The 25,547-nt window shown below is 66.6% G+C and carries 25 protein-coding genes; 7 read left to right on the forward strand and 18 right to left on the reverse strand.

The genetic code is table 11. From position 1 onward, the window contains the following. Positions 1-165: 165 nt before the first annotated feature. Positions 166-1,434 carry a M24 family metallopeptidase gene (locus Q5H94_RS18625; protein ID WP_304562754.1) on the reverse strand — a complete coding sequence of 423 codons (1,269 nt, stop codon included), beginning with the start codon at positions 1,432-1,434 and terminating at the stop codon, positions 166-168. A gap of 77 nt (positions 1,435-1,511) precedes the next feature. On the opposite strand from Q5H94_RS18625, the gene Q5H94_RS18630 reads away from it, so the two are divergent. Continuing rightward, positions 1,512-2,840, forward strand: a complete 1,329-nt coding sequence (locus Q5H94_RS18630) for a dicarboxylate/amino acid:cation symporter (RefSeq protein WP_304562755.1) — start codon at positions 1,512-1,514, stop codon at positions 2,838-2,840. On the opposite strand, the gene Q5H94_RS18635 is transcribed toward Q5H94_RS18630, so the two are convergent. From Q5H94_RS18635 to recA, 3 genes are all read right to left on the reverse strand, one after another. Then, entirely contained in the window at positions 2,831-3,469 is a 639-nt protein-coding gene (locus Q5H94_RS18635; RefSeq protein ID WP_304562756.1) for a glutathione S-transferase family protein, read from the reverse strand. The genes Q5H94_RS18630 and Q5H94_RS18635 overlap by 10 nt on opposite strands. 13 nt (positions 3,470-3,482) lie before the next feature. Further along, positions 3,483-4,301, reverse strand: a complete 819-nt coding sequence (locus tag Q5H94_RS18640; protein WP_304562757.1) for a class I SAM-dependent methyltransferase — start codon at positions 4,299-4,301, stop codon at positions 3,483-3,485. A gap of 160 nt (positions 4,302-4,461) precedes the next feature. After that, positions 4,462-5,556, reverse strand: coding sequence for a recombinase RecA (gene recA, locus Q5H94_RS18645; protein WP_431312193.1), 1,095 nt, complete (start codon positions 5,554-5,556; stop codon positions 4,462-4,464). Between the two features lie 147 nt (positions 5,557-5,703). On the opposite strand from recA, the gene Q5H94_RS18650 reads away from it, so the two are divergent. Further along, complete coding sequence (locus Q5H94_RS18650) at positions 5,704-6,717, forward strand: adenosine deaminase (protein ID WP_304562758.1); 1,014 nt, start codon at positions 5,704-5,706, stop codon at positions 6,715-6,717. Here the strand turns inward: Q5H94_RS18650 and Q5H94_RS18655 are convergent. The 4 genes from Q5H94_RS18655 to Q5H94_RS18670 all read right to left on the reverse strand — a co-directional run bounded on the left by Q5H94_RS18655 (position 6,709) and on the right by Q5H94_RS18670 (position 12,817). Then, on the reverse strand, positions 6,709-7,641 hold the full coding sequence (locus tag Q5H94_RS18655) for an SDR family oxidoreductase (RefSeq protein WP_304562759.1): 933 nt from the start codon (positions 7,639-7,641) through the stop codon (positions 6,709-6,711). The two genes, Q5H94_RS18650 and Q5H94_RS18655, sit on opposite strands and share 9 nt — an antisense overlap. Before the next feature lie 68 nt (positions 7,642-7,709). After that, positions 7,710-8,063 carry a response regulator gene (locus Q5H94_RS18660; protein WP_304562760.1) on the reverse strand — a complete coding sequence of 118 codons (354 nt, stop codon included), beginning with the start codon at positions 8,061-8,063 and terminating at the stop codon, positions 7,710-7,712. Between the two features lie 68 nt (positions 8,064-8,131). Continuing rightward, positions 8,132-10,552: a hybrid sensor histidine kinase/response regulator gene (locus Q5H94_RS18665; protein ID WP_304562761.1), complete on the reverse strand. Its 2,421-nt coding sequence runs from the start codon at positions 10,550-10,552 to the stop codon at positions 8,132-8,134. A gap of 186 nt (positions 10,553-10,738) precedes the next feature. After that, positions 10,739-12,817, reverse strand: coding sequence for a M13 family metallopeptidase (locus Q5H94_RS18670; protein ID WP_304562762.1), 2,079 nt, complete (start codon positions 12,815-12,817; stop codon positions 10,739-10,741). 125 nt (positions 12,818-12,942) lie between these two features. Here Q5H94_RS18670 and Q5H94_RS18675 point away from each other — a divergent pair, with 125 nt between their 5' ends. Continuing rightward, on the forward strand, positions 12,943-13,380 hold the full coding sequence (locus Q5H94_RS18675) for a YciI family protein (RefSeq protein WP_304562763.1): 438 nt from the start codon (positions 12,943-12,945) through the stop codon (positions 13,378-13,380). On the opposite strand, the gene Q5H94_RS18680 is transcribed toward Q5H94_RS18675, so the two are convergent. The 8 genes from Q5H94_RS18680 to Q5H94_RS18715 all read right to left on the reverse strand — a co-directional run bounded on the left by Q5H94_RS18680 (position 13,277) and on the right by Q5H94_RS18715 (position 19,680). Beyond that, a complete protein-coding gene (locus Q5H94_RS18680) occupies positions 13,277-13,807 on the reverse strand; it encodes a DUF2062 domain-containing protein (RefSeq protein ID WP_304562764.1) in 531 nt (176 codons plus the stop codon). The genes Q5H94_RS18675 and Q5H94_RS18680 overlap by 104 nt on opposite strands. Positions 13,808-13,820: 13 nt before the next feature. After that, positions 13,821-14,303, reverse strand: coding sequence for an SsrA-binding protein SmpB (gene smpB / locus Q5H94_RS18685; RefSeq protein ID WP_304562765.1), 483 nt, complete (start codon positions 14,301-14,303; stop codon positions 13,821-13,823). Positions 14,304-14,351: 48 nt separating this feature from the next. Then, positions 14,352-15,062, reverse strand: coding sequence for a DUF805 domain-containing protein (locus tag Q5H94_RS18690; RefSeq protein ID WP_304562766.1), 711 nt, complete (start codon positions 15,060-15,062; stop codon positions 14,352-14,354). Between the two features lie 6 nt (positions 15,063-15,068). Then, positions 15,069-15,650 carry a hypothetical protein gene (locus Q5H94_RS18695; protein WP_304562767.1) on the reverse strand — a complete coding sequence of 194 codons (582 nt, stop codon included), beginning with the start codon at positions 15,648-15,650 and terminating at the stop codon, positions 15,069-15,071. A 1-nt stretch (position 15,651) separates the two neighbouring features. After that, the gene (gene dapA, locus Q5H94_RS18700; RefSeq protein ID WP_304562768.1) at positions 15,652-16,533 is read right to left on the reverse strand and encodes a 4-hydroxy-tetrahydrodipicolinate synthase; all 882 of its coding nucleotides are present in this window, start codon (positions 16,531-16,533) and stop codon (positions 15,652-15,654) included. A 45-nt stretch (positions 16,534-16,578) separates the two neighbouring features. Then, the gene (locus tag Q5H94_RS18705) at positions 16,579-16,857 is read right to left on the reverse strand and encodes an acylphosphatase (RefSeq protein WP_304562769.1); all 279 of its coding nucleotides are present in this window, start codon (positions 16,855-16,857) and stop codon (positions 16,579-16,581) included. Positions 16,858-16,967: 110 nt separating this feature from the next. Beyond that, a complete protein-coding gene (locus Q5H94_RS18710) occupies positions 16,968-17,462 on the reverse strand; it encodes a GreA/GreB family elongation factor (RefSeq protein ID WP_304562770.1) in 495 nt (164 codons plus the stop codon). Positions 17,463-17,667: 205 nt separating this feature from the next. After that, on the reverse strand, positions 17,668-19,680 hold the full coding sequence (locus Q5H94_RS18715; protein WP_304562771.1) for a lytic transglycosylase domain-containing protein: 2,013 nt from the start codon (positions 19,678-19,680) through the stop codon (positions 17,668-17,670). Between the two features lie 79 nt (positions 19,681-19,759). On the opposite strand from Q5H94_RS18715, the gene Q5H94_RS18720 reads away from it, so the two are divergent. After that, entirely contained in the window at positions 19,760-20,497 is a 738-nt protein-coding gene (locus tag Q5H94_RS18720; RefSeq protein ID WP_304562772.1) for a Uma2 family endonuclease, read from the forward strand. A gap of 6 nt (positions 20,498-20,503) precedes the next feature. Here the strand turns inward: Q5H94_RS18720 and Q5H94_RS18725 are convergent, their stop codons facing one another. Both Q5H94_RS18725 and ettA read right to left on the reverse strand, forming a co-directional pair. Next, on the reverse strand, positions 20,504-20,935 hold the full coding sequence (locus Q5H94_RS18725) for a ribose-phosphate pyrophosphokinase (protein WP_304562773.1): 432 nt from the start codon (positions 20,933-20,935) through the stop codon (positions 20,504-20,506). 28 nt (positions 20,936-20,963) lie between these two features. Beyond that, entirely contained in the window at positions 20,964-22,643 is a 1,680-nt protein-coding gene (gene ettA / locus Q5H94_RS18730) for an energy-dependent translational throttle protein EttA (RefSeq protein WP_304562774.1), read from the reverse strand. Positions 22,644-22,750: 107 nt separating this feature from the next. Here ettA and Q5H94_RS18735 point away from each other — a divergent pair, with 107 nt between their 5' ends. The 3 genes from Q5H94_RS18735 to Q5H94_RS18745 all read left to right on the forward strand — a co-directional run bounded on the left by Q5H94_RS18735 (position 22,751) and on the right by Q5H94_RS18745 (position 25,495). Further along, the gene (locus Q5H94_RS18735) at positions 22,751-24,181 is read left to right on the forward strand and encodes a M20/M25/M40 family metallo-hydrolase (protein WP_304562775.1); all 1,431 of its coding nucleotides are present in this window, start codon (positions 22,751-22,753) and stop codon (positions 24,179-24,181) included. 141 nt (positions 24,182-24,322) lie between these two features. Further along, complete coding sequence (locus tag Q5H94_RS18740; protein WP_304562776.1) at positions 24,323-24,610, forward strand: hypothetical protein; 288 nt, start codon at positions 24,323-24,325, stop codon at positions 24,608-24,610. Positions 24,611-24,745: 135 nt separating this feature from the next. Continuing rightward, entirely contained in the window at positions 24,746-25,495 is a 750-nt protein-coding gene (locus Q5H94_RS18745; RefSeq protein ID WP_304562777.1) for an HAD-IIB family hydrolase, read from the forward strand. Positions 25,496-25,547 lie beyond the last annotated feature (52 nt).

The following is a 25,547-nucleotide window of genomic DNA, read 5'->3' on the forward strand; positions in this document are numbered from 1 at the left end:
TCGGCTCGGCTTGGCGGCTCCTCACCGGGACCGACGCGCACCACGTCGATCAGCGCAAAGTCGGTGTGAACGTCCCAACCCGATCGGTGCAAATTTGGAAACGATAAGGCTGGACAGTTTCCGATCAGGCGTCAATCGTGTCAACCAGGTGTGACCTTCGCAGCGTCATCTGAACGGCCTGTCGATCGACAGCGGCGGCACCGAAAACCATTTCGGGCCCGCCTCGGTCATGTGGAAACAATCCTCCAGCCGCACACCGAACTTGCCGGGCAGGTACAGGCCGGGCTCGTCGGAAAAGCACATGCCCGCCCCCAGCAATGTCGTCTCGCCGTGAACGAGATTGACCGGCTCGTGCCCGTCGAGCCCGATACCATGCCCGGTGCGGTGTGACAGGCCCGGCAGCTTGTAGCGCGGGCCATAGCCCAGCTTTTCGTAGAGCGCGCGCACCGCATCGTCGACCGCGCCGGCGGGCGTCCCGATCTTCGCTGCCGCAAAGGCCGTCGCCTGGCCCGAGCGGACGTGGTCCCACACGCGGCGCTGCTCGGCGCTCGCGCTGCCGAACACGAATGTGCGCGACACGTCGCTCTGGTATCCTTGCACCGTGCAGCCGCAGTCCATCAGCACGATCTCGCCGTCCGCAACGATTTGCAGGGCGTTGCTGCCGTGCGGATAGGCTGCCGCCTCGCCCACCAGCACGCCGGAAAATTCCGGCTCCCCGCCCAGCCTGATCGTCGCGGCATCCATCAATTCGCTGATCTGCTTGGAGCGCATGCCCTTCTCGACGCGCGGATGGACCCAGCGATAGGCCGCGATCGTCACGTCGGTCGCGATCTGCATCAGCGCGATCTCGGGCGCGGTCTTGATCATCCGGCAGCCACGCACGACCGCGTTGGCCGGAGCGATCTTCGCGTCCGGCAGCGCCCGCGCCAGCCCGTCGCTCGCGAAGAAGCGCACCCGCTCCTCGATCGCGATCGTGCCGCCCGCCAGCTTGCGATCCTTGAGGAACCCGGCGACCACCGCGATCGGATCCTCGTCCTCCTGCCACACGCGCACCTCGGCCGGCACGCCGAGCGTCTGGCGCACCGACGGCTCCTCGAAGAACGGCGTGACGACGCACGGCTCGCCCTCGACGGGCAGGATCGCCGCCGTCAGCCGCTCGCTCAAATGCCAACGCACGCCGGTGAAATAGAGCATCGACGATCCCGGCTCGATCAGCACCGCGCCGATGCCCGCCGCCTTCATCAGCGCCTGCGCCCGTGCGATCCGCTTCAGTCGCTCCTCCCGCCCGATCGGCACCGCGCCGCCGGTGATGTTGCGCAGTTCCGCCAGGTCGGGCTCCGCCGCGCGCACGACTGCGGGCAACGCCAGCAGGGGCAGCGCCGCCGCGCCGCGCAGGAGGGTCCGGCGGGCGGGCGATGCGAGTGGCTCGGTCATGGCCGCCACGTTACGGCGCTTGACGGCGCGGCGGCAATGCCCTTCGCTGCGGCCCGGGCGATCCGGGGAGTGGGACTTTGGCCAAGCGACTGACGTGGTTCATTCTGGGCGGGCTGATCCTCGGCATCATCGTCGGCTGGTCGATCCACGCCGGCGTGGATGACGGCAGCGCCGAATCGGCGGCACGGCTGAAATCGATCGCGGGCTATTTCTCGATCGTCACCACCGTCTTCCTGCGGCTGATCAAGATGATCATCGCGCCGCTCGTCTTCTCCACCCTCGTCGTCGGCATCGCGCACATGGGCGATACCGGCGCGCTCGGCCGCGTCGGGCTGAAGGCGCTCGGCTGGTTCATCGCCGCCAGCCTGATGTCGCTGACGCTCGGCCTCGTCCTGTTCCACATCACCGCCGATCTCGGCGACGTGCTCGGCCTCTCGCCGCACCTCGTGCCGCCCGCCGCGAGCGCGACCGCGGGGCTCGACGAGAGCGGCTTCAACCTTGCCAAGATCGTGACGCACATCGTCCCCGCCTCGATCGTCGAGGCGATGGCGACCAACGAGATTCTGCAGATCGTCGTTTTCTCGGTATTCTTCGGCGTCGCCGTCACCGCCGTCGGCGCGAAGGCCGAGCCGCTGGTCGCGGGCGCCGAGGGCCTCGCCGCGGTCATGCTGCAGATCACCGATTACGTGATGCGCTTCGCCCCCTTCGCGGTGTTCTTCGCGATCGCCGCCGCGCTGACCGAGCACGGCCCGGGACTGATCTTCAAGCTCGCCTACTTCATGGGCAGCGTCTACGCCGGGCTGGCGACGCTCTGGCTGTTCCTTGGCGGTCTGGCGGTCGTATTCATCGGCAGGCGCGCGTTCGAGCTGTTCCGCTACGTGCGCGATCCCGTCATCCTCGCCTTTTCGACCGCCTCCTCCGAGGCCGCCTTCCCGCGCACGCTGGAGGCGCTCGACCGTTTCGGCGTGCCGCCCAAGATCGCGAGCTTCGTGCTGCCGCTCGGTTATTCGTTCAACCTCGACGGCTCGATGATGTACATGACCTTCGCGTCGCTGTTCATCGCGAAGGCCTACGGCATCCACCTCGCACTCGGCACGCAGATCGCGATGCTGTTGACGCTGATGGTGACATCGAAGGGCATCGCCGGCGTACCGCGCGCGAGCCTCGTCGTCATCGCAGCGACCTTGTCGCAATTCGGTATCCCGGAGGCGGGCATCCTGCTCATCATCGGCGTTGACCAGTTCCTCGACATGGGCCGCTCGGCGACCAACGTCGTCGGCAACGCCGTCGCGGCGAGCGTCGTCGCGAAATGGGAGGGCGGCTTCGACCCGCGCGAACCCGTCGACATTGAACCACCGCACGCCCCGAGCCAGGGGCTGGGCGGGCCGCCCGTCACTCAGGCATAGGCATAAGGCCCGCCCACCTTCAGCGCGGCCTGATAGGCTGGGCGGGCGTGGATTTTCGCGAGCCAGGCGATCGTCGCGGGGCGGCTCTCATCGAGCCCGGCGCGGCTGCACGCGGCCTCGAGCGGAAAGCTCATCATGATGTCCGCACCCGAAATTGCTTCGCCCGCGAACCAGGGGCGCTGCGCCAGTTCGCTTTCCACGTAGTCGAGATGGACGTCGACCATCGGCATGAAGCGCCGCATCGCCGCCTTGCCGAACAGCGGCACGCGGCCGAGCACGAGCAACACGAACAGCGGCGGCATCAGCGAGCCTTCGGCGTAATGGAGGAAGTGGCGGTAGCGCAGCACGGCGTCGCGGTGGCCGGGCGGTCCCAAGCGGCCGCCGGACTTCTCGACCAGATAGTCGATGATCGCGCCCGTCTCGGCGATGACGCGGCCACCGTCCGCCTCCGTATCCTCAATCACCGGCGCCTTGCCGAGCGGGTGGATGCGCTTGAGCTCGGGCGGCGCGAGCATCGTCTTGCGGTCGCGTTCGTAGCGCTTGACCTCGTAGGGCAGGCCGAGTTCCTCGAGCAGCCAGAGCACGCGCTGCGATCGGGAATTCTCGAGATGATGGACGATGATGGTCACGGGGCAGCGCTCCTCAGGCGCGCGCGGTCCAGATCCACGCGGCTGCATCGAAATCCACGGCACCATGCTTTAGTTGCTCCGCCATAAGCGCGCGCATGCGGTCAAGCAGCACTGCGCGTTCGGCCGGCGACGCATCGCGGAGCGCGCGGGCGGTCGGGCCGATGCGGGTGAAGAAGCTCACCGCATCCTCGATCGGATCTTCGCCTTCACCCGCGCGGTAGCGGTAATCGACCGGCTCTGCCACCGCATCGCCCCAGCCTGCCGCGGCCAGCATGTGCGTCACGGCCCCCTCATCGGCAAAAGCAAAGGGGCCGGGCGCGCCGATGCCGGGAGGAGGCGGAGCGCCGCCGTCGCTCAACCACGACGCCCAGCCATTGAGGCGCGGCGAGCGGAAGCAACTGAAGACGAGGCGCCCGCCCGGCGTCATGGCCGAGCGGAGCGCCGCGAAGGCGGCGACGGGATCGTCGAAGAACATCACGCCGTGGCGCGAGACGATGAGATCGACCGGCGCAAGATCGTGGATCGCCGTGGGTGCGTCGCCGGCCACGAAGGACAGGTTGGGAATACCGTGCGACCGTTCGCGCGCGACGGCCACCAGCCCGAGCGAGATGTCGAGGCCGGTGACTTGCGCATCAGGAAAAGCCTGTGCGGTGGCGATGCTCGTCACCCCCGCGCCGCAGCCGATATCGGCGATGGTCCGCGCGCCCGCCAGTGCATTGGCGCGGATCGCGGCGTTCAGCGCGGTCGCAAGGCCAGCGAAGCTGCGGTCGGTGCGCCGCCATTCCTCGGCCCAGACGTCGCCGATCGTGCCTGCCCATTCCGCCTGTTCCATGCGACTCGCCTCCGCTCGTTGCGGTCAGTGCTAGCACGAAAGGCCCACCGACACGGGCGGGCCTTTCCAGGCTTTGCGACGGGGACTTTGGGGGGAGCCGCCGCGTGAAGAGTCACACTAAGGTCACACTGATCGCGCCCTGCGGCGCGACGCCGGAGCCTTACATATCGTCGAGATCGTCACCCTCGTCGGGGCCGGCCATCATTTCCTCGGCAACCTTGTCGGTGCGGTTGCGGATCGCCTTTTCGAGACGTTCGCACATCTCGACATTTTCCTTGAGGAAGGTCTTGGCGTTCTCGCGGCCCTGGCCGATGCGGACGCTGTCATAGCTGAACCAAGCGCCCGATTTCTCGACGAGACCGGCCTTGACGCCGAGATCGAGAATCTCGCCGATCTTGGAGACGCCCTGCCCGTACATGATATCAAATTCGACCTGCTTGAACGGCGGCGCGACCTTGTTCTTGACGACCTTCACGCGCGTCGTGTTGCCGATGATCTCCTCGCGGTCCTTGATCTGGCCGGTGCGGCGGATGTCGAGGCGGACCGAGGCGTAGAATTTCAGCGCGTTGCCGCCCGTCGTCGTCTCCGGGTTGCCGTACATCACACCGATCTTCATGCGCAGCTGGTTGATGAAGATCACCATGCAGCGCGAGCGGCTGATCGAGCCGGTGAGCTTGCGCAGCGACTGCGACATCAGGCGGGCCTGCAGGCCAACATGGCTGTCGCCCATCTCGCCCTCGATTTCGGCACGCGGCACAAGGGCCGCGACCGAATCGACCACCAGCACGTCGATCGCGTTCGAGCGCACGAGCGTGTCGACGATCTCCAGCGCCTGCTCGCCGGTATCCGGCTGCGACACGATCAGCTCGTCGATGTTGACGCCGAGCTTCTTGGCATAGACCGGATCGAGCGCGTGTTCGGCATCGACGAACGCCGCCGTGCCGCCGGTCTTCTGCGCCTCGGCAATCACGTGCAGCGCGAGCGTGGTCTTGCCCGAGCTTTCCGGGCCGTAGATTTCGATCACGCGGCCACGCGGCAGGCCGCCGACGCCGAGCGCGATGTCGAGCCCGAGCGAGCCGGTCGAGATCGATTCGACCTGCATCGTCTCCTTTGAGCCGAGCTTCATCGCCGAACCCTTGCCGAACGCACGGTCGATCTGCGCGAGTGCGGCCTCGAGCGCCTTTGCGCGCTCGGTCGCCGCCTTGTCGTTGGACGCTGCCATTTTGCTGTCGATGACCTTCAAAGATGCTGCCACTGGAGCCTCCGCCGCTAGACGTTTCCGCGCATGGGTTCAATGCGTCTTGGCGATCGTGTATGCCATTTGTTCTCATGGAACAAGAGCGGAACGAAATTATTTTGCGCGGTGGTTGCCGCGCTGCACAACGGGCGCGATGATGTACGCATGAGCGATCTCGACACCTTCATTGCCGGCCTGCCCAAGGCCGAGCTGCACCTGCACATCGAAGGCAGCCTCGAGCCCGAGATGATGGTCGCGCTGGCGGCGCGCAACGGCGTGGCCCTGCCCTATGCCTCGGTCGAGGAGGTGCGCGCTGCCTATGCTTTCTCCAACCTGCAGGATTTCCTCGATATCTATTATGCCGGGGCGGCGGTCCTGCTGACGCGCGAGGATTTCCGCGACTTGGCGGTCGCGTATTTCGACCGGGCGGCGGCGGACGGGGTCGTCCATGCCGAGATCTTCTTCGATCCGCAGACGCATACCGATCGCGGCGTCGCGTTCGCCACGGTGACCGAGGGGCTGCTCGACGGCATGGCCGCGGCGGAGGCGAAGCACGGCATCACCGCGAAGCTGATCCTGTGCTTCCTGCGCCATCTCGACGAGGAGGCGGCGTTCGCGACGCTGCGCGAAGCCGAGCCGTGGCTGGACCGGATCGCGGGCGTGGGGCTCGATTCGTCGGAAGTCGGCCATCCGCCGGAGAAGTTCGCGCGCGTATTCGCGGCGGCGCGAGCGAAGGGGCTCAAGCTGGTCGCGCATGCCGGCGAGGAAGGGCCCCCGGAATATGTCGTGCAGGCACTCGACGTGCTCGGGATCGACCGGCTCGATCACGGCAACCGCAGCCTGGAGGATCCCGCCCTCACCGCGCGGCTGGCGAGTAGCGGCATGACGCTGACGGTGTGCCCGCTGTCGAACCTGAAGCTGTGCGTGGTGGACGACCTTGCCGATCATCCCATCGATGCGATGCTGCGCAGCGGCCTGCGCGCGACGATCAATTCGGACGATCCGGCCTATTTCGGCGGATATGTGGGCGAGAATTATCGCGCGGTCGCGGCGGCGCGCGGCCTATCGCGGGACGATCTGGTGACGCTTGCGCGCAATTCCTTCACCGGATCGTTCCTGGATGCGGCATCGATCGCGGCGCATCTCGCCGCGATCGATGCCTATGTCGCCTCACGGTAGGCCGTTGCCACCCATCGCGCCGTAGACCTGACCGGTCGCGTAGCTGCCGCCGCTTTCGGCGAGCAGCACGTAGATGCCGGCAAGCTCGCCCGGCTGGCCGGGGCGGCCGAGCGGGGTCTGGCCGCCGAACTGTTCGAGCTTCTCCATCGTCGCTCCGCCGCTCACCTGCAGCGGCGTCCAGATCGGGCCTGGCGCTACGCCGTTGACCCGGATGCCGCGCCCGGCGAGCTGCTGCGCGAGCGACCGCACGAAGCTGGTCGTCGCCGCCTTCGTCTGCGCATAGTCGTAGAGTTCGGGAGACGGCACGGTCGCCTGTTCGGACGTGGTGGCGATGATCGCCGAGCCCGGCTGCAGATGCGGGATCGCCGCCTTGATGAGCCAGAACGGCGCGTAGATGTTGGTCTTCATCGTCGCATCGAAACTCTCGGTGGTGATGTCGAGGATCGATTCCGCGGTCTGCTGGCGCGCGGCATTGCTTACGAGGATGTCGAGACCGCCGAGCTGCTCGACCGCCTGTTCGACGAGGCGGCCGCAGAACGCCTCGTCGCGAAGATCACCGGGGATGGCGACGGCGGTGCGGCCGGAGCCCTCGATCAGCGCGACCACCTCGCGCGCATCGGGCTCCTCGTCGGGCAGATAGTTGATCGCGACATCGGCACCCTCGCGCGCGAAGGCGATGGCGGCGGCGCGACCCATGCCCGAATCGCCGCCGGTGATGAGCGCCTTGCGCCCGAGCAGCCGACCCGAGCCGCGATAGCTATCCTCGCCGTGGTCTGGCTTCGGCGTCATATCGCGCGCGAGGCCGGGCCAGGGCTGCGACTGTTTCTCGAACGGCGGCGCGGGGAAGATCGTCCTGGGATCGCGCAGCGCGGCAGCATCGTGCTTCGCCGGGCGGATCAGATCGTTGGTGGCGTCGTGCGGCATGATAGCTCCCGTTCGGGTGTTCCCGTCTGGAGAGGAACCCGCGAAGCCGCGCTAAGTTCAGCGAAAAATCAGGCTAGCGCGTCGAGCGCCGCCGCCACCGCGTCCATCGTGAAGGGCTTGGCCAGCGTCGGGCGGCCCTTGAAACGCTCCGCCACGCTGTCGTTCGATCCGCCGCTCGCGAAGACGAAGGGGATGCCCTGCTCCGCCAGCGCGTCGGCGATCGGCCAGCTCGTCTCGCCACCGCGCAGATTGACGTCGAGGATCGCGGCATCGACCGCTCCCCCGCCGATCACCTCGAGCGCGGATGCGATATTGTCGGCGCTGCCGGCCAATGACTTGCCGAGGATGTCGAGGAAATCCTCGAGCATCATCGCGATCAGCGGCTCGTCCTCGACGATCAGAATGTTGGTTGGTCCGGCCATGCGCCCGCCTGTCTTTGCAGGAAACCGCCGGATCGCCAAGTGCTAAGACCTTAATCTGGGCGAAGCGGTCAGACCGGCGTCTCCGGCGGGGGCAGCACGGCACGCACCGCCTCGGCGAGTTGCTGGACCGAGAAGGGCTTGGCGATGAACGATACCTGCTCGATGTCGATCGACTTGCGCAGCGTCTCCTCGGCATAGCCCGACATGAACAGGATCGGCAGATCGGGATATTGCGCGCGGGCGTGGCGGACCATCGTCGGGCCGTCCATCACCGGCATCATCACGTCGGAGATGAGCAAATCCGGGCGGCCGTTGGCGGCGAGACATTCGAGCGCCGCCTCGCCGTGTTCGGCAGTGAGCACGGTATAGCCCTGCCGCACCAGCGCGCGTTCGGCGACGGTGCGGACCATGTCCTCGTCCTCGACGATGAGGACGGTGCCGGTGCCCCACAGGTCGCTCGACTTCGCGGGCGGCTTGGCGGGCTCGACCGGCGCGGGTGCCGAAGCGGACGCGGTATGGACGGGGAAGTAGATCGAGAAGACCGCCCCCGTACCCGCCTTGCCGGACTTGGAATCGGCGAAGATGTAACCGCCCGATTGCTTGACGATGCCGTAGACGGTCGAGAGGCCGAGGCCGGTGCCCTTGCCCACTTCCTTGGTGGTGAAGAACGGCTCGAAGATCTTGGGCAGGATATCTGGCGGGATGCCGGTGCCGTTGTCGCTGATCTCCAGCGCGACGTAATCGCCGACGGGCAGGATGTCGGAACCCATGCGCCGCACGTCCGACGCCGTGACGCCGAAGGTCTGGATCGACAGCACCGCGCCGCCCTTGGGAGGCGCCGAAAGCATCGCGTCGCGCGCGTTGACGGCGAGGTTGACGACAACCTGTTCGAGCTGCCCCGGATCGGCCCGCACCGCCCCGAGGTTGCGGCCGTGCTTGACGTTGAGCGTGATCGCCTCGCCCAGCAGGCGCTTGAGAAGCTGCGACACCTCCGAGATGACGTCCGGCAATTGCAGCACCTGCGGACGCAGCGTCTGCTGCCGCGAGAAGGCGAGAAGCTGGCGCGTCAGCGAGGCGGCACGGTTGGAATTGGCGCGGATCTGCTGGATGTCGTCGTAGTCACTGTCGCCGGGCGAATGGCGCATCAGCATCAGGTCGCAGTGGCCGATGATCGCGGTGAGGATGTTGTTGAAATCGTGCGCGACGCCGCCCGCGAGCTGGCCGACCGCCTGCATCTTGGTCGCCTGCGCGACTTCACGCTTGAGGCGGGTCTCCTCGCCATTGTCCTTCAGGCTGAGCAGCACCGCCGCATCGCCGAGCCCGCGCGCGCCCGCGATCGAGAGCGCGACCGGCTCGTCAGGGTGATCGCGCAGGCGGATGGCGAGGTCGCTCGAATGCGTCGCGCCGCTCGCGAAGCGCCGCACCGCGTCGGCCACCACGCCCTTGTCCTCGCGCACGACGAGGTCGCCGGGGTAGATCGGCGGGGCGGCGGCGTCGACCTGCGCGGCGCGCGCGAAGGCGTCGTTCATCTGCAGGAAGCGGCCGTCGGCCCCGACCAGCGCGACGCCGAACGGCATCAGCGCGACGAGGCTCTGGACGTGTGCCGCCGCACTCGCGCCGATGGCGGGGCCGCCGCTTTCCTCCTCGTCGATCAGCGCGACGAGCATCGGCGCGTCGTCGCCTTCGAGGAACGGGATCTGCAGCACGCGCAGCGGGTTCTTGAGCAGCCCTTCGCGCTCGAAGCGGACCATGCCGCGCTCGTCCGTCACCAGGAAGCGCGCGAAGTCGCGGCCGACGATGGCGGCCTCGTCATGCCCCATCGCGCGCATCCGCAGCACGCGGTTGGCGGCGATGACGCGGCCGTCCGGCGCGATCAGCGCGACCATGATGCCGGCGCGGCCGAACTGGTCGCCGGTCTCGCCCGCGACAAGCTGCTCGACCGAGGCCATCAGGTTGCTGCCGGTCGCGCCCGTAAAGCGCCACACCAGCATGTCGCCGTCCTCGCCGGCGCGGGCGATGTCGCATTCGAGGCGGCTGCCGCGCGAGACAAGCCGGTCGATCACGGCGGTGCCGTCGCGCCAGGCCGCGCGCCCTGCCCCGCCGAGCCGGTCGACCCCGTCCTTGTCGAGCGGCAGGCTGGGCGGCGTCGGGAAGCCGCCGAACATCGCCTCGTACCGATCGTTCGCGCAGACGAGGCGCCCGGCGCGGTCTGTCACGGCGACCGCATCGGAGCTGGCCGAGACGAGCGCGTAGGCAAGGCTCCAGTCGGGCGCGCCGGCTTCGGCGGCCGTGGCCGGGAACAGCCCGCGGAAGATCACCAGCGCACCGGCGATGACGAGCGCGGTGGCGAGGAAAGCGCCCGCCACCACCCAGTTGCCGACCGTGAAGACGATCGTCAGCGCCGCCGCCAGCCCGCTGATCGCGGAGATCCAGGCGGCCGCGCGGGCCGGGCTGGCGAGCGGTTCGCTATAGGTGGGAAGGCTAGCCATTCCCGCCTCTCTTTGGCCGAGGCTCCACCAACGTCAAGCCACCCAATCCTCCCCCGCCAGGGGGAGGTGGCGCGCAGCGACGGAGGGGGAGGCCAGCGACACCTTCAAGGGAACATCGCCGCCCTTCCCCTCCGTCATGCTTCTCATGCCACCTCCCCCTTGCGGGGGAGGATTTCAGGGCAGCGCTTACCAGATGCGCACGCGCTGTTCGGGCGTCAGGTACAGCTTCTCGCCCGCCTTGGGCTTGAACGCCGCATACCAGGGATCGAGATTGCGGACGACCGCCGCGCGCTGTTCCGAGGGACTGTGCGGATCGGTCAGCAGCCGCTGGCGCAGGTTCGCCTCGCGGTAGCTGCGCCGCCACACCTGCGCCCAGCCGAGGTAGAAGCGCTGGTCGCCGGTGAAGCCGTCGATCACCGGCGCTTCCTTGCCGCCGAGCGATGTCTTGTAGGCGTCGTAGGCCACCGTCAGGCCGGCGAGATCGGCAGTGTTCTCGCCGAGCGTCAGCGCGCCCTTTACGTGCATGCCGGGCAGCGGCTCATAGGCGTCATATTCCTTCACGAGCGCGCCGGTGCGCTCGCCGAACGCCTTGACGTCGGCGGGCGTCCACCAGTCGGTGAGCTGGCCGTGCATGTCGTATTTCGCGCCCTGGTCGTCGAAATGGTGGCTCAGCTCATGGCCGATCACCGCGCCGATACCGCCGTAATTGACCGCCGGATCGGCGTTGGGATCGAAGAACGGCGGCTGCAGGATCGCGGCCGGGAAGACGATCTCGACCATGCCGAAATTGGCATAGGCGTTCACCTCCATCGGCGTCATGCCCCATTCCCAGCGCTGCAGCGGCTTGCCGAGGTGGCCGACATTGTCGGCATGCGCCCACTGCGCCGCGCGCCAGGCGTTGCCGAAGGCGTCGCCCGCCGTGATCGTCAGCGTGGAATAATCCTTCCAGCGATCCGGGTAGCCGATCTTGGGCGTAAAGGCGGCGAGCTTGGCATGCGCCTTCACCTTGGTTTCAGCCGACATCCAGTCGAGCTTGTCGATGCGGGCATCCATCGCGGCGATGATGTTCTTCACCAGCGTGTCGGCGGCCGCCTTCGTCTCGGGCGGGAAATATTTGGCGGCGTAGATCTTGCTGACCTCGTCGTCGATCGCGCCGGTGGTGAACTGCACCGCGCGCTTCCACCGCGCCTGCTGCTCGGGCGTGCCCGACAGGGTGTTGCCGTAGAAGGCGAACTGCTCGTCGTCGAACGCCTTGGGCAGAACACCGGCGTAGCGATCGAGCGAGCGCACGAGGAGCTGGTCCTTGAGCACGCCGATCGGCGCGGCGGCGGCGAGCTTGACGATCGCGGCGACAGCGGTCGGCTGCGAGACGATCAGCGTATCGACCGGCGCACCGATGCCCTTGAAATAGGCCGCGAAATCGAAGCCCGGCGCGGATTTGGCAAGCTCCGCCGCGGTCTTTTTGTTATAGGTCTTGGTGGCGTCGCGATTGTCGATCTGCGTCCAGCTCACCTTGGCGATCTCGGTCTCGAACGCGACCAGCGCCTTGGCGCGCGCGGCGGCGTTCGGCTCGCCGGCCAGCGTCAGCACCTTGGCGAGATGCGCCTCATAGGCGACCTTGGTCTGTGCGAGCTTGGCGTCGGTGCTGAGATAATAATCGCGGTCGGGCATGCCGAGGCCGGACTGGGTGACGAACAGCGCATAGACCTCGGGCTGCTTGTCGTCCTGGCCGACACCCGCGCGGATCACGCCGCCGACACCCCCGCGCTCGGCCTCCGCGAGCAGCGCAGGATAGGCCGCGAACGACTTCAGCGCCTTGATCTTGCCGAGCCACGGCTGAATCGGCGCGAGGCCCTTGGCGTCGATCGCCGGGCGATCGAGAAAGGCCGAATAGGTCGTGCCGATCTTGGAAGCGGGATCCTTGGCGGCCTCTTCGAGGATGCCCTTGGTGCGATCATCCGAGAGATCGGCGAGGATGTTGAACGAACCGTAGTTCGACTTGTCGGCCGGGATCGGCGTGGACTTGGCCGAGGCGCCGTTGCCGTAATCGTAGAAGCTGTCGCCGGGCGCGACGCTCTTGTCCATGCCGGACTCGTCGAAGCCGAACGTGCCGTATTGCGGCTTGGCGGCGGGGGCCGCGGCGGCGACCGGCGCGGGCGCTGCCGCGGCAGGCTTCTTGTCCTTGGCGACGAGCGCGGTGGCGAGGCCGCCGGCGGCGAGAACCGACGCCGACACGAGCAGCGCGATACGGTTGGTTTTGATCATGAGAGGCACCCTGGGGACGTTTCTGGATGGCGGTGTTGTAGGCGCATGAAACGGCGGAGGTCCAGAGGTGACAACCGTCACCAACCACACTTGCGGCCTTCCGCGACGCGAGACATCATGGCGGCATGACCAAATATCTCATCTCCTTTCCCAGCGAGGCGATGGTGCTCGCGCCGGAGGACTTCGCGCAGGCCGGCATCGACTCGCGCGCGGTGATCGAGGAAGCGAAGGCGGCGGGCGTCTACGTCTTCGGCGGCGGGATTTCGGAGGCGGTCGCGCCGGTCCTGGTCTCCGCAGACGGATCGGTGTCGCCGGAGATCTATCCCGGCAGTGATCTGACGGGTGGGTTCTGCGTGCTGGAAGTGCCGACGCGCGAGGAAGCGGTCGAATGGGCGCGCAAGATTGCGGCAAGCTGCCGCTGCGCACAGAACTGCGCGAATTCATGTACGATCCGGCGAGTTAGGCCGCCCTGGCCTCCGCCCGCGCGCGCCACTTGCGCACGATCCACCAGCGCCAGCCGAGCGCACTCGCGCCGTAGCCAACGACGGCGAACACCAGAGTGATCAGCGTCAACCCGACGACCAGCGACGGCCCCGCTTCGGAGAACAGCCACTCCATCCAACCGCGCGCGGCATCGGCCTCGACACCCATGCCCTCGCCGAAATGCAGGATCCGGCTGCCGATCCAGTACGCCGCGACCCACAGTGGCGGCGTCGTGAACGGATTGGTGATGAACGTCGTCAGTGCCGCGACGGGGATGTTGGCGCGCACCGGCAGCGCGAAGATGGCGGACAGCGGCACCTGCGCCACCGGGCAGAGGATGCCCGTCACCATGCCGAGCGCGACGCCGCGCGGCACCGAGCGGCGGGTGAAGCGCCACAGCGACGGCTCCAGCACGCGGTGCGCGACGGGCCGCAACCAGCGGTTCGCCTCCATGCTCTCGCGCGTCGGCAGGTTGCGCTTGGCCCAGGCGACGAACCTCGAAAACATCAGCCCCAGATCCTCACCCTCTGTCTCGCATGATGCGGCCCTGCTCGCGCTTCCAGTCGCGCTCCTTGATGGTGGCGCGCTTGTCCGGGTCTTTCTTGCCCTTGGCGAGCGCCAGTTCCACCTTCGCACGGCCCTTCGAGTTGAAATAGATCATCAGCGGCACGAGCGTCATGCCCTCGCGCGACACGGCCGCGAACATCTTGTTGATCTCGCGCTCGTGAAGGAGGAGTTTACGCGCGCGCTTGGGCTCGTGGTTGAAGCGGTTGCCGTGGCTGAATTCCGGCACATTCGAATTGATAAGCCAAACCTGCCCGTTCTTCACCTCGGCATAGCTCTCGGCGATGGAGCCGGTGCCCGACCGCAACGACTTCACCTCGGTGCCCGTCAGCGCGATGCCCGCTTCATAAACGGTCTCAATGAAATAATCGAACCGCGCGCGCCGGTTCTCGGCGACGATCTTGGTCTTTTCGAAGATGGGGGGTTTGGGGCGCGCCATAAGGGCCAAGGCATGTAGGGCGCGTGCCCCGCGAAGGAAAGGCCGGACTTAGGGTTCGGGCTCCCGCCGGACGACCGTGGCGGGGCGGCGCGGGGGCGCCTGCGGATTTGGCGTCGCGCCGTAAGCGGCATAGGCGGCGGCCCGGCGCTCGTGCTCCCGCGCGCGATATTCGGCCAACGGGTCGTCACCGTAGCGATTGGGGCCGTCCGTGCCGGGTAGCACCAGCAGCACGAGCAGGACGATCATCAACGCGAACCCGATCAGCCAGACGACCATGAACCACGCCATGAATACGGGCAGCGTATCCTTGAGAGCCTCGGGATGCGCAAAGAAACTGGCGAAGTTCGTGAAGAACCAGACCATCGCCCCCTGTCCGACGATCGCCAGCAGCAGTTGCGGCAGCGCCCAATATCCCGAGCGGCCACTATCATGCAGCCGCCGCACCAACGCCGCCGCGAGCAGCGCGAGGAATAGGAGGCCGATCACGACACTGAAGATCATGATGAACGTGAACAGCGGTGCCATCATCGCGAACATCTGTTGCGGATCGGGCTGCTGACCGGCCTCCTGCTGTTTCTGCAGCGCCTCGAACTGCGGCGCCATCCGCATCTGCAACATGAACTGCATAGGCAGCATGACGACCATGCCGACCACCATCTGCCCGACATAGACCGCCAGCACCCACAGCCAGAACGGCTCGCGATTCTCGCGCCCCGAAAAATCGGTGAGGGTCGTGAGATGGCGGGTGACGAGGTTCATGGCGCTCTATTCTCGCTCAGATCGCCATTTTCGGAAAGCTTGGATTGCACCCGTAAGGATCAACAATGCAGCAAACACCATTCTCGCGATGAACCAGGGTCCGCCAGTCATTTCGCCATGCTTAGGAACCGCAATGAGCAACGCTAGCACCGGGATAACCGCAAACTGTGACCACGTCATGCGCGCAAAACTGGCCCGGCGCGCTTCCGCGCGCGTGGGGGTTTTCCCGACCGGTGTTCGGCCGGCGAAGCGCCGAGCTGGCTCGTTCCAGATGTAAAGGAATACGGCTCCGAACAGACATGCCCAGATGATCACGAGGAACCAAAACTGTGTGGCGTGACTCTCCGGCTGATCAAACCCTGTAAGAAAAGCGAGTCCCACAACAGCCGCAATCATCACGACCACTCCGCCGAGCATCAGATATCTGCTGGCCAAACGATACCACGCTACGGCTTCGTCGCGATCTTGCGCGCTAACAAGTACAGGAGCGCTTTTCACATTTTGGCGGAAAAGGATTCGGTCGCCATCTTCTTCGAAACGAGCGGCGAAGCGGTTGACGGAGTCGTCCTCGCCACGCCACCAGCCCATGTCAGATTCCGGCGGCCGCCATCGCCGCATCGACCGCCGCGCGCGCCGCTTCGTTGGCGGGCGTCATCGGCAGGCGCAGCGCGGTCGGGAAACCGGGAATGACCTTCGACACGGCGTATTTCGCCGGGCCGGGCGAGGCATCGGCGAACATCGCGGTATGCAGCGCGAACAGCGTGTCCTGATAGGTCAGCGCCTTCGCATAATTTCCCTCCGCCAGCGCCGCCTGGAACTCCGCGCACAGGCGCGGCGCGACGTTGGCGGTGACGGACACGCACCCCACCCCGCCGGTCGCGGTGAAGGCGATCGCGGTCTCGTCATTGCCCGAAAGCTGGCACCAGTCCGGCCCGCATGCCGCGCGCTGCTGCGACACGCGCGTGAGGCTGCCGGTGGCGTCCTTCACCGCAACGAAGATCTGGGGATAGGCCTTCACGAGGCGCCCCATCGTGTCGGGCAGGATGTCGGTCACCGTGCGGCCGGGCACGTTGTAGAGCATCACCGGCAGGTCGCACGCCTCTGCGACGGCCGCGAAATGCTGGAAGATGCCCTCCTGGCTCGGACGGTTGTAATAGGGCGGAACCATCAGCGCGCAGTCGGCACCGGCTTGCTTCGCCGCCTGCGCGTTCTTGATGGCGATGCGCGTGTCGTTGCTGCCCGCGCCGGCGATGACGGGCACGCGGCCGCGCGCCTGATCGACGCAGATGCGTACGACCTCGAAATGCTCGGCAAAGTCCATTGTCGCCGACTCGCCCGTCGTGCCGCAGGGCACCAGCGCCGACGATCCTTCCGCGATCTGCCATTCGACGAAATCGCGAAACGGTTTCTCCGCAAAGCTGCCGTCTGCGGTGAAGGGCGTGACGAGCGCGGGGATGGAGCCTGTGAACATGGCCGTCCCCCTACGCGGACATGAAACGAATTTCTACTGCCCGAGTCAGGCCGTGAACCGCTTGGTGAAGCCCTTGGGCGCGCGCTCGCTGTCGGCGCGGGCCTCGATATGGTCGATGCGCGCCATCGGCGGACCCACGCGGCACGCCTCGATCAGCGCCTGCGCCGCCTCGTCCTCCCCGGCGACCAGCAGTTCGACGCGGCCGTCGCGCAGGTTGCGGACCCAGCCGGTGACGCCGAGACCATGCGCCGTGCGCACCGCCCAATCGCGGAAACCGATATTCTGCACCTTACCGGTGACGAAGACACGCTGGACGACCTGCATTTTTCTGGAGAGCTTCCCTGATTTCCCGCGCTGCCGGCGAGGCTTACCGCGCGGAACCTAGCACGGTGCGCGCGCGACCGCGCCTCCTTTCGCCGCAAAGGCTGCGCGATTCAGCGTGGCGGCGTCGGCGGATAGGCGATCGCGATCACCTCATATTCCTTGTCGCCGGCAGGCAGCGCGACGCGGCGCAGGTCGCCGACCGTCGCGCCCCGCAAAGCACGCGCGAGCGGCGCGCTCCAGCCGATCCGGCCCGCGCCCGCGTCGGTCTCGTCGTCGCCGACCAAGGTGAGGACACGCTCGTTATCCTCCTCGTCGGCGATGGTGACGGTGGCGCCGAACCAGACGCGCGCGCGATCCTCTTGCGCGGCCGGGTCGATCACCTTCGCCGCCTTCATCCGCCGTGCGAGGAAACCGAGCCGCCGGTCAATCTCGCGCAGCCGCTTGCGGCCGTAGATATAGTCGCCGTTCTCCGACCGGTCGCCATTGCCCGCCGCCCAGGAGATGACGTCGACCAGCTTGGGCCGCTCGTCACCGAGCAGCGCGTCATACTCGGTCCGCAGCACGGTGTAGCCGGCGAGGGTGATGTAGTTGGGGCGGTCGGTCATAGGTCGCGACGGTAGAGAGAAGTGCAGCCCTTCGACAAGCTCAGGGCGAACGGAAGCGTGAGTCAGGGCCGCTCGTCATTTCGTTCAGGCGGCGCCGAAAAGGGTGATTTTCGAGCATCGGAGCGCAGCGCACGTAAGGTGCGTGAACACCGAAGCGCAGAAAATCGCGCTTTGGAGGCCCACATAAGCGGAATGGCGAGTGGCCCTAGCCTGGCCGCCCCTTGCCGAGATACCAGCTTATGCGGTTCGCCCCCGTCGAGCGCGAATGTTGCGCGTTCATCAGGTCGTAGACCACGGCATTTTCCAGCACGTGCTGCACATATCCGCGCGTCTCCGTGAGCGGGATCGCTTCGATCCAGTCGACCCATTCGATCGAGCCGGAGCGCGGGTCACCGTTCGCCTTCAGCCATTTGTTCACGTTGCCGGGGCCGGCATTGTACGCCGCCACCGCCAGCGGGTAGCTGCCGTAGAGGTTGTAGATGCGCGCGAAATAGCTCGACCCGAGCATGATGTTGTAGTCGGTGTCGCTGTTCAGCGCAGCGGCATTGTAGGGCATACCGATCTTCAGCGAGGTCTCGCGCGCCGTTCCCGGCATGAGCTGCATCAGCCCGCGCGCACCGACACGGCTGACGGCGGCGCGGTCGAACTGGCTTTCCTGCCGCGCGATGGCGTGGACCATCGTCCAGTAATCGTTCGCCCCGGCGGGCACCTTGACGCTCGGGAAGCCGACCGTCGAATAATCGCTGAGGCCATTCTGCAGCGCGCTCCGCCCGACCATCACACCGAGATCGGGGCGTCCGAGCGTGCGCGAGAGTTCGGTCGCCAGCACATGGTCGCTGTCGGTCTTCGCGTCGGTCGCGATCTGGCGGACGAAGGCGGTCTGGTCCTCCCAATTACCGGTCTGGCCGAGATATTGCGCCGCGCGCACCGTCTCGCGCGCGTAGAACGCGTCGCGCACCACCGGATCGACCGGGCGCATCACCGGCTCGACCGGTGCGACCAGCGGGCGGCCGAGCCGCTCGGCCGAAAGCTGACCGTAGAACAGGTCCGGGAAACCGGCGGCGCGCATGTAATAGCCGTTGGCTTCTTCACGCCGCCCCGCCGCCTCGGCAGACCGCCCCGCCCAATAGAGACCCTTCGCCTGGATCGACGGCGAGCGCGACCCGCGCGAATAGCGCACGAACATCGCGATTGCATCGGCCGGCCGGTTGAGCTGCTTCAGCGCCGCGCGGCCTGCGAGCCACGTCAGGTCGGTGTAATCGTCACGCTCGCCATAAGGCTGCGCGGCGATCTCGGTGCCGTCGGGATAGGCATCGTCGATGCCCCGCACGATGTCATAGGCGGTGGCATATTGCGCATCCGCCACCGCACCCTTGGCATTGGCGGCGAGCACGTCGAACCACGCGCCGACATTGGCCGGCCGCATCGCCAGCGCGGGCCTGCGCGCGAGCAATTCGCGCGCGCCGAAGCCGCCATTGCCGCGCAGCCACGTCGCGCGGTCGGCGAGCCAGCCCGGATCGCCCGCACCCATCGCTTGCGTCGCCGAGGCTTGCGCCGAGGCATCTGCGGCGTTGGTGCGAAATGCGAGCCTCGCGGCGAACACCGGCCGCCGCGCCGCGCTGGTGAGGGCGAGCTGACGCTGCGCCGAGCCGGTCGCGCCCTGCCACAGCAGCATGTCCATCCGCGCGTCCTGATCGGCCTGGGTCAGACTGCTCGAGAAGCCGGTGATGATCTTCGCCTCGTCGATCGTCGACAGCGCGCCCGCAGTCCAGGCGATGCGCGCTGCGGCCTGCGCCTCGACGGTCGCGCCCGTCGCTGCCAGTGCCTCGGCGAAGCGCACGCGACCGACGCCGGTCAGCGGCGGATAGCGACGGAAGAAGACGACGGCGGTGGGAGCGGAATAGGGCGACGTTCCGTCCAGCGCCTTCTCGGCCGCGCGGCGCAGCGCCGTCTCGTTCGGCCAGCCCGGATGCGCGACGAGGAAGCCCGCATAGGTTTCGAACGGCAGGCCCGACGGCGTATCCTTCAGCGATTTCCACTGGGCGATCGCGGCGGAGAGCGCAGCCGTCTGCTGCGGCGTCGGCGTATTGCGCGTCAGCGCCTGCGTCGCCCGGCCCCAGCCGAGCTGCTCCTGCGTCACGCTCGACATGCCCGACGCCGCGACGAGCCCGGTGAGGCCGGCGGCAAGCAGACCATATTTTGCGAATGCGGGAACCATGCGCGAACAAATACCGCAGCTTCCCTGAATTGTCTCGTAACAAAGTATCCGAATGCGGCGAGCGGTTCGGCGCTGGGGCGTGAACATTGCGATCGGATATGCTATCGAACCTTACATGAACGTGCAGGGCACCATCGCGTATCGCGAACCGGTCAGACTGACCGTCGACGCCTTTCTTCTATTGAGCACGCGCGGCTGCCTTTCGGCTTTCTCCAAATCCGAGTTGCTCGATGGCGAGATTTTTGGCGTGCCCGTGGATTCGAAGTCCGATGGATCGGTTCCGGTCAAACTCCGTATCCAAGCCTATCGCCTGCTGGCAGAGGCCGATCTTCTCGGCTCGGAGGACCGGAGCGAACTCGTCGATGGAGACATTTTTCTGATGAGTCCGCAGCACCGGCCGCACGGTTTCGTCAAGGACGAGATCGCTTATCGCCTGCGGCGTGCGCTGGAAAACGCTGGCAATTCCCTCCATGTCGCCACGGAGCAATCGGTCGAAATTCCACCACACAGCGAGCCGCAGCCCGACCTGATCCTGACATCCGAACCGCGCGGTGCGGGTGCGATTCCGGTGGCATCGGTTGCGTTGCTGGCGGAAATCTCCGCGAACACGCTGGACTTCGACCTGGTCGACAAGGCGCTCGTCTACGCCAGGGCCGGCGTGCCTGAATATTGGGTTGTGGATGTGGCGGGACGGTGCGTTCACCAGATGTGGGATCCGAAATACGGCTCCTATCTGCAAAAACGCGTTCTCGGGTTCGGCGAAGTGCTGGTCGCAATTACCATTGCCGGTCTGGATATCTCCACCGCCGACCTTTGAAGGCGGTTACGCGGGACGCCAGTAATCGAACGCGACCTGCTGAATACTCGCGACGAACGCCGCCGCGTCCGCGCCGGTCCATTCGCCCTTGTACTCACGGCTGTTCGCCACCGCCGTCCACCAGCCCTGCCCCGGCAGCCGATCGCTCTCGCGCACGACCAGCACCGCCAGTTCCGGCTCGCCAGCAGCGGCGGCCGCTTCGTCGATCGCATCGAGCGTCTTGCAGACGGCGCGCATCTTCGGCCGCGTGAAGCGGTGGCCAAGCGCGTTCAGCAGTTCGGAGTAGCTCACCGCCCGCCCCTCGCGCGCGGCCACGATCAGGATCGCGCGGACACGCGCGACATCGGCGATCGTGCCCGGCCCCTCGGCCGGCACGATCCCTTCCGCCTCCAGCCAGCCCGACAGCGTATCGCCGAAGCCGGTGGAGGCTTTTGCCATCAGCGCACCAAATTCTTGCAGGTGCGACTCAACGCGTCAGCTTCTTGTACGCCAGCGCGGTCGGCCGATCCGCAGCGTCGCCCAGGCGGCGGCGCTTGTCTTCCTCGTAGCTTTCGAAGTTACCCTCGAACCACTCGACATGGCTGTTGCCCTCGAAGGCAAGGATGTGCGTCGCGAGGCGATCGAGGAAGAAGCGATCGTGGCTGATCACCACCGCGCAGCCCGCGAAATTCTCGATCGCCTCCTCCAGCGCACCCAGCGTCTCGACGTCGAGATCGTTGGTCGGCTCGTCGAGCAGCAGGACGTTGCCGCCGCGCTTCAGCATCTTGGCGATGTTGACGCGGTTCCGCTCGCCGCCCGAGAGCTTGCCGACGTTCTTCTGCTGGTCGGCGCCCTTGAAGTTGAACGCGCCCACGTACGCGCGCGTCGATTGGTCGTGGCCGTTGACCTTCATGTAATCGAGCCCGTCGGAGATTTCCTCCCAGACGTTCTTCGACGGATCGAGGTGATCGCGGCTCTGGTCGACATAGCCGAGCCGCACGGTCGAGCCCTTCTCGACCGTGCCGGTGTCGGGCTCTTCCTGGCCGATGATGAGCTTGAAGAGCGTCGACTTGCCCGCGCCGTTCGGCCCGATCACGCCGACGATGCCGCCCGCCGGCAGCGTGAACGACAGATCCTCGAACAGCAGCTTGTCGCCATACGCCTTGGAGATGTTCTCGACCTCGATCACCTTGCCGCCGAGCCGCTCCGGCACCTGGATGACGATCTGCGCGCCGGTCGGCTTGCGGTTCGACTGCTGCTCGACGAGCTGGTCGAACTTGGCGATGCGCGCCTTGGACTTGGTCTGGCGCGCCTTGGCACCCTGCCGGATCCATTCGAGCTCGTTCTTGATCGCGGTCTGGCGGCTCGATTCCTCGCGCTCCTCCTGTTCGAGGCGCTTGGATTTCTTCTCGAGGTAGGTCGAGTAATTGCCCTCGTACGGGAAATACTTGCCGCGATCGATCTCCAGGATCCAGCCGACGACATTGTCGAGGAAATAGCGATCGTGGGTGATCATAAGCACCGCACCGGCATATTCCTTGAGGTGGTTCTCAAGCCATTCGACGCTTTCGGCATCGAGGTGGTTGGTCGGTTCGTCGAGCAGCAGGATCGACGGCTTCTGGATCAGCAGGCGGGTGAGCGCCACGCGGCGCTTCTCACCGCCCGACAGGCTGGTGACGGGCGAATCCGACGGCGGGCAGCGCAGCGCCTCCATCGCCAGTTCGAGCTGGCTGTCGAGGCTCCAGCCGTCGACCGCGTCGATCTTGGCCTGAAGCTCGCCCATCTCTTCCATCAGCTTGTCGAAATCGGTGTCGTCCTTGGGATCGCCCATTTCCGCCGAGATCGCGTTGAAGCGATCGACCAGATCGGCGGTCTCGCGCGCGCCGTCCTTGACGTTCTCCAGCACGGTCTTGGTCGGGTCGAGCTCGGGCTCCTGCTCGAGATAGCCGACGGTGATGTTCTCGCCGGCCCACGCCTCACCCGTGTAATCCTTGTCGACGCCCGCCATGATCTTCATCAGCGTCGATTTGCCGGCGCCGTTTGGCCCGACGATGCCGATCTTCGCGCCCTGATAGAATTGCAGGTTGATGTTCGCCAGCACCGGCTTGGGGGCGCCGGGGAAGGTCTTGGTCATGTCCTTCGTGACAAAGGCGTATTGAGCGGCCATGTCGGGTCGTGCTCCGGTCTGTCTGAATGCGGGGAATTTGCGATCGCGCATGTAGCGAGCGGGTCGGCGATTGGCAAACCTGCCACGCATCATTACGCCTGCGCGCCATGAGCAAAATCCTCCCCGCGCTGCTCGCAGCAACCGCCCTCACCTTCTCCACCGCCGCACAGGCGCAGACCGGCAACACCGCCAATGCGCGGCGCGCCATGCCCGCGCCGGTCGCGCCCGATCCCAAGGTCGCGGCGCTGCGCGATGCAGCGCTGAAGGACGATGTGGCGTGGGACATCGTCGAGGGCATCACCACCGAGATCGGCCCGCGCCCCGACGGATCGGAGGCCGAAGGCCGCGCACGCGAATGGGCGGTGGCCAAACTCAAAAAGCTCGGCTTCAAGAACGTCCGCATCGAGCCGTACGACCTCAACAACATCTGGGAACGCGGCGTCGAGACCGCCGAGGTGGTATCGCCCTTCCCCCAGCCATTGCGCCTCACCGCGCTCGGAAATTCGGGCGCGACCCCGGCCGAGGGCCTCACCGCGCCGATCGTGTATTTCGAGACGGTCAACGACCTGATGCTCGCGCCCGAGGGCAGCCTGAAGGGCAAGATCGCCTTCGTCTCCAACGCGATGCAGGCGACGCAGGATGGGTCAGGCTATGGCTCCAACGGCATCGCGCGGTTCCTCGGGCCGAACCTCGCGGCGAAGAAGGGAGCGGCTGCGATCGTCATCCGTTCAATCGGCACCGATCGCGGGCGCGGGCCGCACGCGGGCGGCACCAATTTCGAACCCGGCGTGGCCCCCATCCCCGCCGCCGCACTCTCCGTCGCCGATGCCGAAAATCTCGAGCGGATCGTGAAGCGCGGCAAAACCGTCACGCTGCACCTCACGCTGACGCCGAAATTCGTCGGCACGCGCACCTCGGGCAATGTCGTGGCGGAGGTGCCGGGCACCGATCCCAAGGCGGGCATCATCACCATCGGCGGGCATCTCGACAGCTGGGATCTCGGCACCGGCGCGATCGACGACGGCGCGGGCATCGCCATCACCACGGCGGCGGCGAAGCGGCTTATGGATGCGGGGCGGCACCGCCGCACGATCCGCGTCGTGTGGTTCGGCGACGAGGAGACCGGCGGCTGGGGCGGCATCGCCTATGCCAAGGCGCATGCCGACGAACGCCATGCGCTCGCGGCGGAATCGGATTCCGGCGCGGACAACGTCTGGAAGGTCAGCACGAACTTCCCGGAGAGCGCCAAGGCGGTCGGCGACCGGATCGCGGTCGCGCTCGCGCCGATCGGCGTGGTGCGCGGGCGGGAGGACGTCCACGGCGGCACCGACGTCGGCCCGACGCTCGCGCTCGGCGTCGCGGGGATCGATCTCCACCAGTCGGCGCTGCGCTATTTCGACTGGCACCACACGCCCGAGGACACGCTCGACCGTATCGACCCCGAGCAGCTTCGCCAGAACGTTGCGGCCTGGACGGCGATGCTCGCCACCGTGGCGGATGCTCCCGAGGAGATCGGGCCGGTTCCCGCCAAGCCTTGAAACGTGGCCCTGAAATCGCTGATTTTTCCGCGCAGGGATACGGATCGATTTTTGGACGTTACGCCTCCGCGCTGGTTAAACCTCGCTCGCGCCGGCAGATGTTGCCGGTTGCGGTAAAGAACATGCTTAGGGAGTACCCGCATGAAGAAGATCGCTCTGGTTCTCGTCGGCGCCGGCCTGATGTCGCTCGCAGCCTGCGGCAAGGGCCCGGAAGCTTCGGCCGTCATCAACAATTCCGACGCCATGGCCGACAATATCGACGCCGGCGCTGACAATCTGGACGCCGCAGCGGACAACACCTCGAACGCCACCGCGTCCGACGTGCTCGAGAATGCCGCCGACAATGCGCACGACCTCGCCGACAACGTCCGCGATGCGGGCGAGGCCAAGGCCGACAACGTCCAGAAGGCGGTCGACGCGAAGAAGTAAGCGCCTTTGCCCGGCTTCGTCCGGGCAACAGGGGTGGAAAAGGGCGTTCCCGGTGTGGAGCGCCCTTTTCTTTGGGCCCCTTTCCTTTGAGCAGCGTATCGGCGAGGACAGGCTCGCCAGCGGGGAGCAGATTTCATGAAGACTATGATTGCGTTCGATCTCGACGGTACGCTCGCGGAGAGCAAACAGGCGATCGGCGACGAGATGAGCCTGCTGCTCAAGCGCCTGCTCGACGTCGCCAGCGTCGCGGTGATCTCCGGCGGCGACTGGCCGCAGTTCGAAAAGCAGGTTGTGGGCCGGATGCAGCCCGACGCGAAGCTCGAACGGCTGTTCATCATGCCGACGACAGGCACCAAGCTGTTCCGCTTTCAGGACGGCAAATGGAACGCGATCTACAACGACGCCTTCACGCCCGAGGAGCGCGACCAGATCCTGACCGCGCTCAACAAGGCCTGGGACGAGGCCGGCTTCGGCGGCGAGCAGACCTGGGGCGAGCGTATTGAGGATCGCGGCAGCCAGATCACCCTCTCGGCACTCGGTCAGCAGGCGCCGCTCGAGGCCAAGGAACATTGGGATCCCAAGCAGGAAAAGCGTCGCAAGCTGCAGGGCATCCTCAAGACGATGATCCCCGATCACTCGGTCAACATCGGCGGCGCGACCTCGGTCGACATCACCCGCGCGGGCATCGACAAGGCGTATGGCATGCGCCGCCTGTGCGAACATGCCGGTATCGCTTTCGAGAACATCCTGTTCATGGGCGACGCCATCTATCCCGGCGGCAATGACGATCCGGTGCGCGCGGCGGGGATCGATTCGATCAAGGTCCGCGATGTGGCGGATACGAGCGTGGCGATCACCGCGGTGGTGGCCTGCCTGAAGGAGTGATTTTCTTCCGTTCGTGCTGAGCTTGTCGAAGCACTGCACTTCTCTCTAAGCG

Source organism: Sphingomonas immobilis, assembly GCF_030580995.1.
Lineage (GTDB): Bacteria > Pseudomonadota > Alphaproteobacteria > Sphingomonadales > Sphingomonadaceae > Sphingomonas > Sphingomonas immobilis.

Coding starts and splice junctions, on each gene's coding strand:
- Q5H94_RS18625 (WP_304562754.1), bottom strand. CDS start 1,434: ATGACCGAGCCACTCGCATCGCCCGCCCGCCGGACCCTCCTGCGCGGC.
- Q5H94_RS18640 (WP_304562757.1), bottom strand. CDS start 4,301: ATGGAACAGGCGGAATGGGCAGGCACGATCGGCGACGTCTGGGCCGAG.
- Q5H94_RS18650 (WP_304562758.1), top strand. CDS start 5,704: ATGAGCGATCTCGACACCTTCATTGCCGGCCTGCCCAAGGCCGAGCTG.
- Q5H94_RS18655 (WP_304562759.1), bottom strand. CDS start 7,641: ATGCCGCACGACGCCACCAACGATCTGATCCGCCCGGCGAAGCACGAT.
- Q5H94_RS18660 (WP_304562760.1), bottom strand. CDS start 8,063: ATGGCCGGACCAACCAACATTCTGATCGTCGAGGACGAGCCGCTGATC.
- Q5H94_RS18665 (WP_304562761.1), bottom strand. CDS start 10,552: ATGGCTAGCCTTCCCACCTATAGCGAACCGCTCGCCAGCCCGGCCCGC.
- Q5H94_RS18670 (WP_304562762.1), bottom strand. CDS start 12,817: ATGATCAAAACCAACCGTATCGCGCTGCTCGTGTCGGCGTCGGTTCTC.
- Q5H94_RS18675 (WP_304562763.1), top strand. CDS start 12,943: ATGACCAAATATCTCATCTCCTTTCCCAGCGAGGCGATGGTGCTCGCG.
- Q5H94_RS18680 (WP_304562764.1), bottom strand. CDS start 13,807: ATGTTTTCGAGGTTCGTCGCCTGGGCCAAGCGCAACCTGCCGACGCGC.
- smpB (WP_304562765.1), bottom strand. CDS start 14,303: ATGGCGCGCCCCAAACCCCCCATCTTCGAAAAGACCAAGATCGTCGCC.
- Q5H94_RS18690 (WP_304562766.1), bottom strand. CDS start 15,062: ATGAACCTCGTCACCCGCCATCTCACGACCCTCACCGATTTTTCGGGG.
- Q5H94_RS18695 (WP_304562767.1), bottom strand. CDS start 15,650: ATGGGCTGGTGGCGTGGCGAGGACGACTCCGTCAACCGCTTCGCCGCT.
- dapA (WP_304562768.1), bottom strand. CDS start 16,533: ATGTTCACAGGCTCCATCCCCGCGCTCGTCACGCCCTTCACCGCAGAC.
- Q5H94_RS18705 (WP_304562769.1), bottom strand. CDS start 16,857: ATGCAGGTCGTCCAGCGTGTCTTCGTCACCGGTAAGGTGCAGAATATC.
- Q5H94_RS18710 (WP_304562770.1), bottom strand. CDS start 17,462: ATGACCGACCGCCCCAACTACATCACCCTCGCCGGCTACACCGTGCTG.
- Q5H94_RS18715 (WP_304562771.1), bottom strand. CDS start 19,680: ATGGTTCCCGCATTCGCAAAATATGGTCTGCTTGCCGCCGGCCTCACC.
- Q5H94_RS18725 (WP_304562773.1), bottom strand. CDS start 20,935: ATGGCAAAAGCCTCCACCGGCTTCGGCGATACGCTGTCGGGCTGGCTG.
- ettA (WP_304562774.1), bottom strand. CDS start 22,643: ATGGCCGCTCAATACGCCTTTGTCACGAAGGACATGACCAAGACCTTC.
- Q5H94_RS18735 (WP_304562775.1), top strand. CDS start 22,751: ATGAGCAAAATCCTCCCCGCGCTGCTCGCAGCAACCGCCCTCACCTTC.
- Q5H94_RS18740 (WP_304562776.1), top strand. CDS start 24,323: ATGAAGAAGATCGCTCTGGTTCTCGTCGGCGCCGGCCTGATGTCGCTC.
- Q5H94_RS18745 (WP_304562777.1), top strand. CDS start 24,746: ATGAAGACTATGATTGCGTTCGATCTCGACGGTACGCTCGCGGAGAGC.